Raw genomic sequence first — 15236 nt, forward strand, 5'->3', positions numbered from 1 at the left:
TGAAGGGCGCGCCTATTCCGTCCCTCCTGCTGGGTAGGAGCGCGCCGCGAGCTCGGGTGCCTGCTCACCCAGGGGCTGCACCCTCGGGAGGCTCTTCGGGGAGCTGGAGGTCCTCGATGCGAGAGAAGGCATCGAGAATGGCGCGGGCAATGATGGAGCGGCCGGCGACGAGCCCACGGACGTGCCCTCCTTGGAGGTAGCGCAGCTCCGCGCCGCGCCAGTGCTGCAGCAGGCGCAAGGTGGAGGCGGAGGGAACGAACCCATCCTTCCGCGCGGCGACGATGATGGCGCGGCGAGGGTTCGGCAGGGGCGCGAGCTGGGTGACGGAGAAGCCCTCGAGCAGCTCGGCCAGCCGCTGGCGCGCGGCCTCCGGTCCTCCACAGGTGCGGCCCAGGGTCTCCCAGTCGGGCAGGGCGGACAGCACTCCCTGCGTGAACACGGGCGCCGCCGAGTGCGCCACGGCCACGGGGACGACGGCCAGGGGCAGAGGGAAGAAGCACGCGGCGTAGGCGGCCATGCTGCCGCCCATGCTGTACCCGGAGATGCCCACCTTGGGGTGGCCCCGCGCCAGCAGCCAGCCCAGCAGCGCCACGGCCTCCACCGCCGTCGCCCGGCCCATCAACAACAGATCTGCCACCGTGCGCAGGGCCTCGCCCTTCTGCCCGGGAGGACGGCGCGATCCGTAATAAGGATTCTCCAGCAGCACCGCCCCCATGCCCGCGGCGAGCAGCGGCTGGGCCAGGAAGCGCCTCAGTCCAAACCCATGGTCTCCAGAGGAAGCCAGGAAGAGGCACACCGGGGGGCGCGGCCCGGCTTTGACGGGGAGCAGGAGCTGGAAGCGGGCCTCGGCGGACGCGGTGGGCAGAGGTCCTACCGCCGCAGGGCTCGGGAAACGTCCCTCCTGTACCCACAGTCCGCCCTCACGCCGTGACGCACCCAGCGTCACCTCATGAAGCTCGGGGAGTGCGAAACCCTGAGGCCCCCGGCTGAGCCGCTCGAGCAGGGCCTGAGAACCCCACCCCTCCTCAAAGAAGGGGGGCCGGCGTGACATCAGCCGCCCCGCCAGGGCATCCATCCAGTGCATGCGCCCACCTACTCCGAGGTTCAATTTGCCACAACGTGAGAAAGACAGGGTGGGTCAGCGCAAGAGGATCACTTCACCCGAAGCAGCGTACATACCGGAGATTCCTGAAGAAAATGCGCTTTGTGACCTGGTGGACTGAAAATCTCACCCACGAGGGATTTCCATGGGTCTGAGTACACCCGGGTCAATTTTTCCCCGTCCTTCCGTTCGGTTCAGCAGAATCTTCCAGGAACCGGCCAGATCTCTGGCACTCAGCGGAAGGGTCGCCAAAAACCCCCCGGGTTTTCTTTTACCCCGTGCCGCAAAGCATGGAAATGAAAGACAGCAAGCGACACGCACCCAGAAAAAGCGTCAGGGAAATCCGTTGATAATGGAAATTCAACTTAGACGGGTCCGTGGAGTGTTTCTGGCCTCCAATAAACTAAGATGAGAGGGCAGGCAGGAGGGCCGAAAGGTCTCTCTCGGGGGGAACTGGACGGGTGACGCAACGCCGCATCCGCCCTCCGAGGTTGAGGGCACAGCGGTTGCAAACTCCTTCAGCCAGGGCGCGGGAGCTCGCGCCAGCAGCACCCGCCGCTCGTCATCTTCGACTCACTGGATTCCCGGAGGCACCATGCGCCGTATCGCCATCATCGGTTCTGGACAAGCAGGACTCCTCGCCGCGCATGCGCTGCTGAAGGCCGGTTATGAGGTGACGCTCTATTCGGATCGCACTCCTGAGAAGTGGTTGAACGAGAGCAAGCCGACTGGATCCGCCACCCGCTTCGATATGGCGCTTCAGTTCGAGTACGAGCTCGGCCTCAACTCCTGGGAGAACGACGCACCTTGGGGTGAGGGCGCTCACATGACGCTCTGCCCGGTGCCGGGCAACCGCATGCTCACCCTGGCGGGCCGCCTGCGCCGGCCGTTCCTTGCCATTGACTTGCGGCTGCAGAGCTACCACTGGATGCACGAGCTCACCAAGCGCGGCGGCAAGATCGAGATCGAGTCCGTCTCCATCGAGCGCCTGGAGCAGATCGCCGCCCAGAATGATCTGACCATCGTGGCCACGGGCCGCGGTGACATGACCAACCTCTTCGAGCGCAACGCCGAGCGCAGCGTCTACGACAAGCCGCAGCGCCACCTGGCCATGGTGTGCGTGAAGGGCCCGCAGATGGGCTTCGACGGCATCCCCATGCTGGGGCTGAAGTACAACGTCCTTGGCCCTCTGGGTGAGGCCTTCTGGATCCCCTACTACCACAAGGATGTGGGGCAGAGCTGGAACCTCGTCTTCGAGGCCCGCCCGGGCAGCGCGATGGACCGCTTCGAGGGCTGCAAGACGGGTGAGCAGGTGCTCGAGATCGGCAAGCAGGTCGTCAAGGAGTTCGTCCCCTGGGACTACGAGTGGCTCAAGGACGCCGAGCTGTCGGACTCCTACGGCTGGCAGGTGGGGAAGTTCGCTCCCACGGTTCGCAACCCAGTGGGCCGGCTGCCCTCGGGCCGGCTGGTGGCGGCGGTGGGTGACACGGCCATGTCGCTGGACCCCATCGGGGGCCAGGGCGCCAACAACGGCAACAAGATGGTGCGCAACATGCTCGAGTGCATCGTCGCCCATGAGGATCGGCCCTTCGACGCCCAGTGGATGACGGACACCTTCGAGCGCTTCTGGGCCCGTCACGGGTACTGGACCAGCGTCCACAACAACGGGATGCTGCAGCCGGGCTCGGCCGCCCTGCGCGACCTGCTCTTCGCTCAGTACGGCAGCGATGGCCGCTTCGACAACAACACCGGCGCGCAGCGGCTGGCCAACGCCTACGTCGAGAACGGCAACGACCCGGCGATGCTCACGCCCACCCTCCAGGATCGGCGCAAGACGCACGAGTTCATCGAGAAGACGACGGGCATCTCGTGGATCCGCGCCATCGCCAGCGGAGCCATGGGTGTGGCGCGCGAGGAGTTCCGCCAGTGGCGCGGGCTGGAGCCGCGTCACCCGCTCGTGGCCGCGTACAAGGTGGCCTGAGTACGCGGCCAGAGGAGGGGGGAGCCCACCCTCAGCGGGGCTCCCCAGCTCGCCGCGCGGAGCCGAAGTCGCGCGGGTGATTTTAGCGGAACATCCCCGGACCCGGCGTCAGCACGGTGTCTGGGTCGTAGCGCCGCTTGGCGGCCGCCAGGTTCTCCCAGGCCGGGCCGAAGCGCGCTCGCCACTCCTCGGGAGACAGCGTGAGGGCGGCGTGCGCGTAGTGCGTCCCCTCCCACTTCCGGTTGCGCTCGTAGAGCTCGCGGTTGTGCTGCACCATCTGCGGCACGCTGCGCTTGGCTCCTGGCGCCGCGGTCCGGAGCACACCGAACAGGAAGGAGATGTCCTCCCCCGGCGGCAGGCTGAACAGCGGGCGGGTGATGCGGCTGCGCTTGAGCAGATAGAAGAGGACCGGGAAGTAGAAGTCCACCTCGGTGGGGGACACCTCTCGGAGCACCTCCGCGGCGAACGCGTCGAGCTTCGAGTCCGGGACGAAGAGATCGCTCCAGGGGTGGGGCAGCGAGTACATGCCGTTCTGCCGCAGCTCCGCCAGCTGCGGAGCGAGCCGGCTCACCCACGTGGGGTACGGCAGGTCGGAGATCGACTCGGAGCCCTGCTGGTACGACAGGCCCTTCAGCACCTGCGCATCGTCGGGACGCGACGGCTCCTTGTAGTACTGGAGGACCTGCATCCGGTGCATCCAGCCCGTGCCGCTCCGCTCCGGCAGCGCGAAGCCCAGCACGTAGTCGATGCGCTCGTTCTCCACGGCCAGGCGCTGGTCCCGCAGCTGGGCCTCGAGGTTCGGGTAGCCCAGGTCATACAGGCGCACGTGCGTCGGCGCCTCCACCAGCTTGAGGGTGGCGCGGGTGATGACACCACACTGCCCGAGCCCCGCGAGCACCGCCTCGAACAAGTCTTTGTTCTGCGTGGGAGAGCAGTGCACCAGCTCGCCCTCGCCCGTTACCACCTGAAGCTCCAGCACATGGTCGATCTGCAGACCTTGGCGGAAGGTGTTGCCGCTCAAGCCACCCACCGACAGGGTGCCGCCCACCGTCAGCTCCAGCAGGTCCGTGAGCACGGGCGGGGTCCGGTTGATGGCGAGCGCCCGCTCCACCACCACGCTCCAGAGGATGCCGGCATCCACGTCGATCCGATCCTCGGAGACGGAGTGCACGGCGTTCAGCGAGCGCATGTCGATGACGATGCCCGCCTCCACCTGCGACTGGCCGTTGATCACATGCCCATTGCCGCGAGGGCCGATCTTGAGCCGGTGCTGCCGGGCGAAGCGGATCATCTGCGCAATGTCGTCGGCTGACTGGGGGCGGAGCACGGCCAGGGGCAGGCGGCTCACCATGTGCCCGAAGTCATCCGCCACTTCCGCTCGCGCTTGCGGCGAGGCGAGCAGCACTCCCTTCAGCTTCGGGAGGGGTTCAACGCCTGGGGCCGTGCCCCCCTGAGAGACCCAGCTGCGGCCGGCCGGATGAAAGCCGATGACCGCATCCTGGGGAGAGGGATTGGAACTCGGGGGGGCGAGGCTCACGAGGAACTCCTTCAGGAGCTGCTACTTCCAGGTGATGCTGTAGGTGCAGGCCGGGGCGCCCTTCTTGCGGCACGTCTTCGGATCATGCATGACCTTCGCGCCGGCGTTGAACTGCTGGCCCAGGCCCGTGACCAGGCCCTCCTCGAAGGCGCAGGGGTACGGGGTGTCGGCGTCGACGAACACCTGCGTCTTGCCCGGCACGGTGCGGACCTTGTAGTGGCCGATGCCCTCGAGCATCTGGCCCGTCTGCGGATCGAACATCCGCTTCCCGCTCTTGGCGTGGTTGTAGTGGTAGCCCATGTCCAGCGTCTCGAACGCGCGGGCGATACCCGTCAGGAAGTCACCCGGCTGCGAGGCCTTCTTCACGATGTAGAGGCCCGACTGCTTCAGGGTGTAGTCCCCGAACTCCGCCTGCACGCGATCGAACGCGCGCAAGAAGGCGTCCAGCGGGTACCACTTCTCCGGATCCAGCTTGGCCATGCCGACGCCATCGGTGTCCATCTCTCCCAGGCCGCACTCGAGCAGGATCTTGCTGGCCAGCAGAGTGAAGGAGCCGAACCCGTCCAGCGTCACCTGCACCGTCGAGCCGAGAGTCTGGTATTCCTTGTAGTTCTCACTATTGGGCATGATGATCCCCCTGTTGATTCAGCGTACGAAATGAAGTGATGACGTGAAGAGCCGGAAATCGGCGTGTACTCCAGCACGGGTCTTGCGGTGATTCAAGTACTGCTCCTGCCCGTGTCCGATACCTGTAGTGAGTGGCGATGAGACACCGCGCGGGTGTGATCGGCTCTGTCGGGCAGGTGAACTTGCGGCACATGTACTAGAGGGAAGCCACGGCTGTTGGCGTGACCAGGAGAAGCACATGAGTTCGTCTGAAGATCTTCCGTTGGAGTTGCAAACGCTGGCCGAGCCCTACCGCGTGAAGATGGTGGAGAAGGTCCGCATTCCGTCTCGCTCCGAGCGCGAGAGCATCTTGAAGAAGGCCCACTACTCCGTGGTGCACGTGGACTCGGCGGACATCTTCATCGATGTGATCACCGACAGTGGCACGGGCGCGATGAGCGACCAGCAGTGGGCGGGGCTGATGAAGGGCGACGAGGCGTACATGCGCTCGCGCAGCTTCATCGAGTTCGAGCGGGCCGTGCAGGACATCCTTGGCTTCGAGCACGTCATCCCCACACACCAGGGGCGTGCGGCCGAGCACATCCTCATGGAGCTGCTCATCAAGCCGGAGGACGGTAAGGACATCGTCCTGTGCAACACGCACTTCGACACGACGCGCGCGCACGTGATGAACCGCAAGGCCACCCCGCTGGATCTGGTGGGGGACTGGCTCTGGCGCTTCGAGGAGGAGCGGCCCTTCAAGGGGAACTTTGATCTGGGCAAGCTCGAGGCCGCCCTGGAGCGCTATCACCAGCGCGTCCCGTTCGTCCTCATCACCGTGCTCAACAACTTCGCGTGTTCCTCGCCGGTGTCCATGGAGAACATCCGCGAGACGAAGCGGCTCGCGGACCGCTACAACATCCCCATCTACTTCGACATCTGCCGCTTCGCGGAGAACGCCTACTTCATCAAGACGCGCGAGAAGGGCTACCAGGACAAGTCCATCGCGGAGATCGCCCGGGAGATGCTCTCCTACGGGCGAGGCTGCTGGATGAGCGCGAAGAAGGACGGCCTGGTGAACATCGGCGGCTTCATCGCGGTGCACGACGAGAAGCTCGCGATGCGGTGCAAGGAGAAGCTGGTGCTCTACGAGGGCTTCCCGACCTATGGCGGTCTGGCGGGCCGAGACCTGGAGGCGGTGGCCGTGGGCCTGCGCGAGGGCATCGAGGAGCCCTACCTGGCCCACCGCACGCAGCAGATCGCCTACCTGGCGGACCTGTTCGAGAAGACCGGCATCCGCGTGAGCAAGCCCTCGGGAGGCTCGGGCGTCTTCATCGACGTGGCGGGGCTCTACTCGCACCTGCCGGAGGACAAGTTCCCGGCGATCGCCTTCACGTGCGATCTCTACCTGGAGGGCGCCATCCGTGGCAGCGCCTATCCGTTCCCGCTCATCACCATTGATCCGAAGACGGCCGACATCACCCCGCGCGTCTTCCAGTTCGCCCGCTTCGCCATTCCCCGGCGCACCTATACCAAGGGGCACCTGGACTACATCGCCACGGTGATGGCGCGGCTGAAGGAGAAGGCGCCGCAGAACAAGGGCTACAAGATCACCTACTCACCCGAGGTGCTGGGGCACTTCTTCTCGAAGTTCGAGCCCCTGTAGCACCCAGGGCTGGCGCCGCTCAGACGATGGCGCGGTTGAACTCCCGCCTGGCCGTGCCGACCAAGAGCGGCTGCGGCTGGGGGGACACTTCCTGGTGCGCGCTGAGGCCGTAGGCCTCGGTGGCCAGGTAGATGGTGGTCCGCAGCTGGCTTCCCTGCCGGCGCATGGAGGCCCACTGCATCAATCCCACGCCCGTGTCGAGCCGGCGGTGCGCCAGTGCCCGCACCGCCCGCTCCAGCAGCATGTGGGCTTGCGGATCCAGCAGGAAGCGGATGCGCTCCAGGGCCTCCTGGTCATTGCGCACGTGGCAGCGCACGGGGACGTGCAGCGTGACGCTGGTGGGTCGATCCTCATCCGAGGTGAACGACAGGCACGTCAGCAGCGAGCGCGAGGACTCGACGCGGCCGGTGTGGCCCTTGAGCGCCTGGCAGAAGATCCACGCCTCGCCGGGCACGTACTCCGGTGCCAGCGCCATCACCGACTCGAGCTCCTCCGCGGTGATGTCCTTGTGCGCCAGGTAGATCTTCACGCGGGCCGTGCGGTGAGCGGACAGGTCCAGCGAGAAGTAGATGATCTGATCCAGCCCGTCCGGACGCAGGGTGTGCTCGCTGAGGCAGCGCCAGACGCGGTGCAGGCCCAGCCGCTCCAGGGCCTCCTGCACCACCGCGTGGGCCCGCTCGGGGCCCTGGGCCGCGGGGTTGAAGTAGACCTTGATGTCGGCCCGGCCGTTCTTGAGGAAGAAGGCGTGCCAGAGCGCGAAGCGGGCGCGGGGATCCACCGGCTCGAACAGATCCTTCACGAGGTTGAAGCGCTCCAGCCGGACGCCGAACTCCTGGCTCAGCCGCTCGGTGAGGGCAATGCCGTCTTCCCAGGTGGAGCGCAGCGTGGTGGGGCCGTGGGCGCTCTGGGACTCCATCAAGAAGCGCACCTCGGGCCGTCCGTCCTCGAGCGCCAGGGACAGCTCGTACGGCGTGTGGTCGTCGGTGATGTCCGACTTCCAGGGCGGGGTGGAGCCGATCTGCTGGGAGCCCCAGGGACTGCTCATGAAGCTGAAGAAGCGCTTCACCGTCTCTGTGTCCGAGGCGTCGTAGCCCACCGCCTCGCAGAGCGCCTGCAGGCGGGCAATGCCGAACTCCTCGAAGGTCAGGGAGGAGGGTGGCTCCCACGCGATCAGCGCCCGCTTCACCTCCAACTGGTGCAGCGCGTACGCCAGCAGGTGGTTGCTCAGGCCCATGAGGTGGCTGAAGACCTCATCCACGGTCTCCAGGGCCTCCTTCTCTGAACCCGGCGGAAGCTGCTGGCCCGCGGTGGCCCAGCACGAGGCTCCCTCCAGCTGCGCGCGCAGGAACCGGAAACCCACCAGTTCCTTGCCCGTGCGCGCCTCGAACGTGCGGGCCACGTGCTCGAGCGCTCCCAGGCCCATGCTCCCCGCCGTGTGGAGCGCCCGCATCAGGATCTGCGCCTGGACCGGGCTCGCGTTCGCCGCCACATCAATGAGCTCGAAGAGCGTCTTGCGAGTGAAGCTGCCCTCCGCTCCCCACAGCAGCCGCAGCATGCCGTTGAGGTCCGAGGTGGAGCTCAGCCCCAGCATCTGCAGATCGCTCAGATAAGCGGCCCAGTGCGCACTCTCCTGGGGGTTCTCCGGGACGAGCTCGGGCTCCTCCCCCATCATCGTGCGGTTCAGGTCCGCCAAGCCCAGCACGAGCGGCGCCAGACAGGGCAGGAAGCTCAGACGTTCCTGGGGCGAGAGGCGTGTATCCCGGAGGAAGCCCACGAAAGAAGACCTGGCGAAGATCTGCTGCCGCTCTCTCAAATGCTCCAGGACCTGCTGCATCGGTTTTGCTCCTCGACTGGACTGGTCAAGACCCAGCGCCCGGGCTTCTGGGCTCGCTGCTGTGATTCGGTAACCCCCCAGAATTTGGCAATCAATGAGGGGTGATTCAGACCCGCCCCATCGACTTCCGACAGGTGTGGTTGTAACGCATTTTTTTTATTCGGGTCAAATAGAATGGGTAAAAAATCTCTACCCTGCGAGATTCTTTGGCAAGTGGGAGTGTGTTGATCTCTTAGGTTTTCAGTCCTGGCAAAAAACACGCAACATTTTCCCCGGGTGGGTGAGGAATGACTCACATGCGGAAAATGACCCAGGTGGGATGAACAGCCATCTCGGCCTGGAGACTGAGAGAAAAAGGACTACCCAGAAGGTTCTATCTGGGATTGATCGGATAGCGGGGCTCTGGATCGAGGCGTGATCCAGGCCTCAACAGGGCAGGAGCAACCGGGGCTGTGGGTGGGTCAGTTCAGCCAGCGCGGCACGCCGGACTCGGGGGACTGCTCCTCCGAGAGCCAGGCGATGGAGAGCTCATCGCCCAGGGCCGTGTCGAAGTTCGCGGCGATGACATATCCCGCAGGCGTGGCCTGGCAGCGGAGGATGTTCAGCCGCGTCCGAGGGATGAGCAGCTCGGGGATGCTGGCCTCGATGGATTGCCCGGGCTCTACGGGCACGCGAGACAGCAACAGGCAGCCGCTGGCCGAGGCATTGATGATGTCCGCGTCCAGCACTTCACGGGGGCAGTGGAGCTTGATGGCCAGCCGCAAGGGGTACCGTTGGTGCCGACGCCGCTCGTTGTCGTAGGACACGGGATGCCTCCTGACGCGCTGCCCGTCATCCACGGCGGGACATGAGGTGAAACAATATGCGGGTTTCATACCGAGAGGCAGCCCTTGCGGCTTGTCTACATCGGCATGCAATGTGTTGCATGGGGTTGACAGGTGAGCAAAAGAAGGGTTTTTGTTTTCAATGTGTGTCTTTGAAGTCCCGCAGATACATTTAGGGGAAGGCGGGGCCCTGACATGGTGGTCCTCATGAAATGGAGCTCCCTGTTGTTGGTGTCCCTGGGCCTTGCTGCTCCAGTGAGCGCTGCGCCCCCATCCACCCCCAAACCTTCCACCCCGCCCATGAATGCCTCTCCTGGAATCGAAGCCGAGACCCGTGCCTGGCACACCGAACGCGTCTCCCGGCTGACGTCGGACGATGGGTGGCTCACGCTGGTGGGGCTGCATTGGCTCAAGGAGGGCGCCAACCGCTTTGGCTCTGCGCCGGACAATGACGTGGTGTTCCCGGCGGCCTTTCCCGCTCATGCGGGCACCTTCACCCGGAAGGGAGCCACGGTGAGCCTCGCGCTCGAGAAGGGCACGTCCCTGGCGCTGGAGGGCAAGCCCTTCACCGGAGGCGCGCTGCGCAGTGATGCCGACGGCAAGCCGGACACGCTGGCGCTGGGCTCCGTGCGCTTCTTCGTGATTCGCCGCGGCGATCGGCTGGGCGTGCGGGTGAAGGACTCGGAGGCGCCCACGCGCAAGGCGTTCCACGGCATCCCCACCTACGCCCCAAGCGCCGCCTGGCGGGTGGAGGGGCGCTTCGAGCCCGCCACCACCGAGAAGAAGATCTCCGTTCCCAATGTGCTGGGCGAGGTGGAGGAGATGGTGTCCCCGGGCACCGTCGTCTTCACCGTGGGAGGTCAGGAGTACCGGCTCTCGCCGGTGCAGGAGCCGGGCGAGGATCAGCTCTTCTTCATCTTCGGAGACCTGACCAACCGCGATGAGACGTACGGCGCGGGCCGCTTCCTGTACGCAGCCATGCCGAAGGAGGGGAAGGTGGTGCTGGACTTCAACCGGGCCTACAACCCGCCGTGCGCGTTCACCTCGTTCGCCACCTGCCCGCTGCCGCCGTCGCAGAACCGGCTCAAGGTGCGGGTCGAGGCCGGAGAGAAGCGCTACGGCGACCACTGAGCCAGCGCACGCTCATGCCGCCGAGAGCTTCAGGTCCTTGTTCAGTCCAGCGTCCCGGCTCACGCGCCAGATCTTCTGATCCAGGTAGTAGTGGTGCAGGGCGAAGCCCCAGATGAAGCCCGAGGCCAGGTCTCTCAGCGAGAGGCCTGCGCCGAGCATCAGCTTCGCGTCGAACGTGCCGCAGCCGGGGTGCAAGCCGAAGCCGCAGCCCAGCGCGCGGTAGGCCAGGGTGAAGGCCACGCCACACGCCGCATAGATGAGGAAGCGCCCGCTGATGCGCGGCGCGAGCCCGAAGTCGGCGTGCTCCACGCCGGGCCCGTGGTAGCGGTTGCGGTGATAGAACCAGACGATGCCGTGGTACTGGACGTTGTGGAACGCCGTCACCACCACGGCGACCATGAGAAACTCCACGCGGCGCGCCACCCCGGGCAGGAAGAGCAGCACACTCAGCCCGATCGCCGCAGCCAGCAGCAGCACCTTGGGCCCGTTGATGCCGAGGCCCTGGCGCCACCGCTGGAACTGCCGCGCGGCGAAGAGCGCCACCACCGCGAAGGTCACCGCCCAGCACGCCCAGGCCAGGTTCTCCTCCACCCCCGGCTGCGGCCCCAGCCCGAGCAGCCTGCGCGCCACCGGGTGCGTGACGGCGAAGGCCCCGAACGGCGCCAGCAGCCCTCCATACAGCGTGAGGCTGTCCACCCGGCGATCCACTGGGAGCGTGTCCCGGTTCTTCCGCTGGTAGAGCGTCATCAGCCCGTAGTGCTGGCGCACCACGTGCCAGTAGGCCCACAGGCTGGCGAAGGTCAGGAACAGGTCGAACGGCAGCCGCTGGCCCAGCAGCACCGAGACCCCAAAAATCAGGGGACCCGCGGCGAACCAGCCCAGGCTGCCGAGCAGCAGCCGGCGCCTCGCCGTGCGCTCCCGACGGTCCAGGTAGGTCCTCGAAAGCGTGGCGAAGATGTGCGGCCCGTCCAGCGTGAGCACCCACATCCACCACAGCACCAGGCCGCTCACGCCCACGCCCAGATGGAGGCCGAGCAGCACGAGGCTCGCAGCCAGCCCTCCCACGGTGGAGAGCAGATCATGCCGGCGATCGACGAGCCAGCCCGCGTGCAGGGGGACGGCGGGGGCGGCGGAGACTGCGCTCATTCAGGGCTCCTGCGACGCGTGGGGTCCGAGCCCGTCAAGGATGCCATGGGGTGGGTGGATCCGCTGGGTGAGGCATGTGCCTACACAGTGAAGGTGCGGCCAAACAAGCGTGCTTTGGGGAAATTAAGAGCTTGAGCGAGGGGTATCGGAGCGCGACAGTTCTGATCATGGAACAGGGGCGGCGCGCGACAGACCGGAAAGCCGTAGGTCTGCTGGTGAAGCTCAAGCACTCGGATGTGGGGAGCTTCGCAGAGGAGTTCGCCACCAACTTGAGCCCTGGCGGCATGTTCATTCGCACGCGTACACCGCAGGCGGTGGGCACGCTTGTGAAGTTCGAGGTGCAGATTGCCGGCGGCGTCCGCGTGCTGCGCGGCACGGCCGTGGTGCGCTGGGTGCGCGAGACGACCAACGAGGAAGGCCCTCCGGGCATGGGGCTCCAGTTCCAGGAACTGGACCCGGTCACCCAGTCGCTCATCGATCGGATGCTGCAGCTCAGCAAGGCGGCCGCTTCAGCGGGTGGGGCCGCGGCGGCGGGGGACAAACCCTCCGTGGACGTGGAGGCGCTGGAGCGGGAGATGCTGGCCAAGGGCATGCTGGACCGGGTCGGCAAGCGCATCACCGCCTCGCGCCTGCCTGCCATCGCGCCCTCCGTTGCCCCGGTCTCCCGAACGGCGCCCAAGCAGGGCCCCGGTGCGAAGCGCCAGGCCGAGGAGCTCCCCTCGGGCCCGATGCTGACCGATGAGCGGCTGGAGGAGAGCGCCGATCTGGGCGACCTCATGGACGATCTCGAGTCGATGGGCTCGCAGATCGGCAAGCCCGGCAAGCCGCCCGTGTACTCGGTGCACACGGCTCCCACGCCCGTGCCCCTGGCCGTGCCCCCTCCCGGCGAAGATGACGTGAACATCGCCGTCGATGACCTGCTTTTGGTCACCCCGGAGTCTGCTTCCGCGTCCTCCGAGGTGAAGTTCGAGGTCGTCGACGAGCCCATGCCCGACATCGACTTCGAGATGGAGTCGTTGGGCGGGGATCTGCCCGTGGCCGTGGGCATGGCGCTGGAGGACGCCGAGGTGGCCCCCGTCCTTCAGGGCCAGCCCGTGCCTCCTCCTCCTCCGGCTGCACCCGCTCGTCCTGCGGCTCCGCTGCCGCCCGTGGCGAAGGCCTACCCTGCCGTAGCGCCGCAGCCTGCTCCCTCTGTGCAGGCTGCTCCGCCCCCGCCCCCGGTCTCCGCCGCGCCCCAGGTCCCGCCGCCCGCTCCGCCGCCTCCGGCCGCTCCGCCGCCTCCTCCGGCCGCCGCGGCTCCTCCAGCTCCGCTCAAGCCTGCGTTCGACGTGGATGTCGAGCTGGGCCTCATTGGCCCCAAGCTGGTGAACCAGTCGGACTCGCCGGACTTCAAGCCTGGCAAGGGCGTGGAGTTCGAGCTGAACCTCGGAAGCGGCGAGGACATCGACGTCGACAAGCCGGGTCAGAAGCCTCGGCGCAAGCCTCCCAACCGCGCGCCGCCGCTCCCTGCCGCTACGCCTCCGTCTTCAGGGCCCGCGCCCTCGGCTCCTCGTTCGTTCCCCGCGGGGGCGCCCGAGGCTCGTGCGGAGGCGCCGCGTCCCGCTGCGCCCGTTCCCGGGAGCGCTGCCGCGCCTGCGCCCGCGCCTCCCCGGCCGCCGGTTCCCGAGGCTCCCCCCAAGATGGTCTTCCCGCCGACCGTCTTCCTGCATCCGCCCGAGCCAGTGGTGGGCACGGGGCCGGTGATAGGCATCGATCTGGGCACCACCAACTCGTGCGTGGCCATCATGACGGGGGGCCGTCCCCAGGTGTTGCGCTCGAAGGAGGGCTACAACACCATCCCCTCGGTCATCTCGATCAGCTCGCAGGGCAAGCTGCTCGTGAGCCACCGGGCCAAGAGCCAGCTCGTCATGCGCCCCACGCAGACGGTCTACGGCGCGAAGCGCATTGTCGGCCGTCCCTATGAGAGCGCCGTGGTGAAGCAGGTCCGCGAGCGCTTCCACTACGAGATCGTCCCCGACGCGCTGGGCCGTGCCGCCGTGCGCGTGGCCGACAAGGTGCTCTCGCTGGAGGAGGTGCAGGGCCTCATCCTCAAGGAGTGCAAGGAGATGGCTGAGCAGCACCTCGGCCAGAAGGTGGAGCGGGCGGTGGTGACGGTGCCCGCCTACTACTCCGAGCCGCAGCGCGAGGCCGTGCGCAAGTCCGGCGCCCTGGCGGGCCTGAAGGTCGAGCGCATCCTCAACGAGCCCACCTCCGCGGCGCTGGCCTACGGCCTCAACCGCGAGATGGACAAGCGGGTGCTGGTCTACGACCTGGGCGGCGGTACCTTCGACGCGACCATCCTGCGCATCGAGAAGAACGTCTTCGAGGTGCTGGCCACCGGCGGTGACATCTTCCTGGGCGGTCTCGACCTCGACAACGCCATCGTCGACTTCCTGCTGGAGCGCTTCCAGCAGCTGGAGAACGTGCCCTTCCAGGGAGACGGCGTGGCCCTGTCGCGCGTGAGTGACGCGGCCGAGAAGGCGAAGATCGCCCTCTCCGAGCGCCAGCACTACGAGGTCCATATCCCGATGCTGATGATGGACGAGATCGGCCGACCGAGGGACCTCAACTTCACGATGACGCGCGCGGACCTGGAGCGCATCTGCGAGAGCCTGGTGTCGCGCACGCTGGATGTGGTGCGGGACGTGCTGCTGGACGCGCGGCTGAAGCCCAGCGACATCGACGACATCATCCTCGTGGGCGGTCAGGCGCGCATGCCGCTGGTGCGCGAGAAGATCAAATCGCTGTTCGGCAAGTCGGCGCACTCGAGCGTGAACGCGGACGAGGCGGTGGCGCTGGGCGCGGCGCTGTACTCGACGGCGATCGACAAGGTGAGCAGCGTGGTGCTCATCGACGTGCTGCCGATGACGATCGGTCTGGCGATGCCGGGCGGCTCGTTCCAGCGCGTCATCGAGCGCAACACCCCGCTGCCGGCGCAGCGCTCGTTCGCGGTGGCGACCTCCCGGGACGACGAGGAGGTGCTGGAGCTGTCCATCTTCCAAGGAGAGGACAACCACATCTCCGCCAACGAATACCTGGGCACCGTGCGGCTGGAGGGACTGCCGAAGGGCCCGAAGGGCTCGGTGCGCGTGGCGGTGACGATCAAGCTGGACGCGGAGTGTGTGCTCTACGTCGAGGCCCGGGAGTACCAGACGCGCAAGACGGTGCGGGCGACGCTGGCCACGCGGTACACGCCGGAGGAGTTGGCCCAACAGCTCAAGGTGGACGCGAACGCGGCGCGCGCAGCCGAGGAGCGCCGGGGCGCGGATCTGCGCGAGCGCGCGGGCCGCTTCTGGGGCTTCCTCAAGAAGGTGGTGGGCCGGTCCTGAGGCCCCCCTCTGGCTCCCACGGGAGCGGTGCTGGTAGACGT

General features: G+C 66.8%; 10 protein-coding genes. 4 read left to right on the forward strand and 6 right to left on the reverse strand.

Annotated features, from left to right (window positions below; genetic code table 11):
- Positions 1-64: 64 nt before the first annotated feature.
- Positions 65-1084 carry an alpha/beta hydrolase family protein gene (locus DB31_RS13845; protein ID WP_044187463.1) on the reverse strand — a complete coding sequence of 340 codons (1020 nt, stop codon included), beginning with the start codon at positions 1082-1084 and terminating at the stop codon, positions 65-67.
- Positions 1085-1697: 613 nt separating this feature from the next.
- Between DB31_RS13845 and DB31_RS13850 the strand changes: the two genes are divergently transcribed.
- Positions 1698-3083 carry a styrene monooxygenase/indole monooxygenase family protein gene (locus DB31_RS13850; RefSeq protein ID WP_044187465.1) on the forward strand — a complete coding sequence of 462 codons (1386 nt, stop codon included), beginning with the start codon at positions 1698-1700 and terminating at the stop codon, positions 3081-3083.
- A gap of 82 nt (positions 3084-3165) precedes the next feature.
- Here the strand turns inward: DB31_RS13850 and DB31_RS13855 are convergent, their stop codons facing one another.
- Entirely contained in the window at positions 3166-4620 is a 1455-nt protein-coding gene (locus tag DB31_RS13855) for an FAD-binding protein (protein ID WP_044187467.1), read from the reverse strand.
- A gap of 21 nt (positions 4621-4641) precedes the next feature.
- The gene (locus DB31_RS13860) at positions 4642-5247 is read right to left on the reverse strand and encodes a hypothetical protein (RefSeq protein ID WP_044187469.1); all 606 of its coding nucleotides are present in this window, start codon (positions 5245-5247) and stop codon (positions 4642-4644) included.
- A gap of 238 nt (positions 5248-5485) precedes the next feature.
- On the opposite strand from DB31_RS13860, the gene DB31_RS13865 reads away from it, so the two are divergent.
- Positions 5486-6892, forward strand: coding sequence for a tryptophanase (locus DB31_RS13865; protein ID WP_083968257.1), 1407 nt, complete (start codon positions 5486-5488; stop codon positions 6890-6892).
- A gap of 19 nt (positions 6893-6911) precedes the next feature.
- Here the strand turns inward: DB31_RS13865 and DB31_RS13870 are convergent, their stop codons facing one another.
- Together DB31_RS13870 and DB31_RS13875 are read right to left on the reverse strand one after the other, a co-directional pair.
- Complete coding sequence (locus DB31_RS13870) at positions 6912-8726, reverse strand: tryptophan dimethylallyltransferase family protein (RefSeq protein ID WP_044187473.1); 1815 nt, start codon at positions 8724-8726, stop codon at positions 6912-6914.
- A gap of 461 nt (positions 8727-9187) precedes the next feature.
- On the reverse strand, positions 9188-9532 hold the full coding sequence (locus tag DB31_RS13875) for a PilZ domain-containing protein (protein WP_044187475.1): 345 nt from the start codon (positions 9530-9532) through the stop codon (positions 9188-9190).
- A 225-nt stretch (positions 9533-9757) separates the two neighbouring features.
- Between DB31_RS13875 and DB31_RS13880 the strand changes: the two genes are divergently transcribed.
- Positions 9758-10681 (forward strand): DUF1684 domain-containing protein, encoded by a 924-nt coding sequence (locus tag DB31_RS13880; protein ID WP_044188073.1) that lies wholly within the window; start codon positions 9758-9760, stop codon positions 10679-10681.
- 12 nt (positions 10682-10693) lie between these two features.
- Here DB31_RS13880 and DB31_RS13885 read toward each other — a convergent pair whose 3' ends face one another.
- Complete coding sequence (locus tag DB31_RS13885; RefSeq protein ID WP_044187478.1) at positions 10694-11827, reverse strand: hypothetical protein; 1134 nt, start codon at positions 11825-11827, stop codon at positions 10694-10696.
- A 167-nt stretch (positions 11828-11994) separates the two neighbouring features.
- On the opposite strand from DB31_RS13885, the gene DB31_RS13890 reads away from it, so the two are divergent.
- A complete protein-coding gene (locus DB31_RS13890) occupies positions 11995-15195 on the forward strand; it encodes a TIGR02266 family protein (RefSeq protein ID WP_083968260.1) in 3201 nt (1066 codons plus the stop codon).
- Positions 15196-15236 lie beyond the last annotated feature (41 nt).

This window comes from Hyalangium minutum (genome assembly GCF_000737315.1).
Taxonomy (GTDB): domain Bacteria; phylum Myxococcota; class Myxococcia; order Myxococcales; family Myxococcaceae; genus Hyalangium; species Hyalangium minutum.

What these genes read in the sequence shown, in the direction of transcription:
- DB31_RS13845 (WP_044187463.1), bottom strand. Translation starts at nt 1,084, where the DNA reads ATGCACTGGATGGATGCCCTGGCGGGGCGGCTGATGTCACGCCGGCCC.
- DB31_RS13850 (WP_044187465.1), top strand. Translation starts at nt 1,698, where the DNA reads ATGCGCCGTATCGCCATCATCGGTTCTGGACAAGCAGGACTCCTCGCC.
- DB31_RS13860 (WP_044187469.1), bottom strand. Translation starts at nt 5,247, where the DNA reads ATGCCCAATAGTGAGAACTACAAGGAATACCAGACTCTCGGCTCGACG.
- DB31_RS13865 (WP_083968257.1), top strand. Translation starts at nt 5,486, where the DNA reads ATGAGTTCGTCTGAAGATCTTCCGTTGGAGTTGCAAACGCTGGCCGAG.
- DB31_RS13870 (WP_044187473.1), bottom strand. Translation starts at nt 8,726, where the DNA reads ATGCAGCAGGTCCTGGAGCATTTGAGAGAGCGGCAGCAGATCTTCGCC.
- DB31_RS13880 (WP_044188073.1), top strand. Translation starts at nt 9,758, where the DNA reads ATGAAATGGAGCTCCCTGTTGTTGGTGTCCCTGGGCCTTGCTGCTCCA.
- DB31_RS13885 (WP_044187478.1), bottom strand. Translation starts at nt 11,827, where the DNA reads ATGAGCGCAGTCTCCGCCGCCCCCGCCGTCCCCCTGCACGCGGGCTGG.
- DB31_RS13890 (WP_083968260.1), top strand. Translation starts at nt 11,995, where the DNA reads ATGGAACAGGGGCGGCGCGCGACAGACCGGAAAGCCGTAGGTCTGCTG.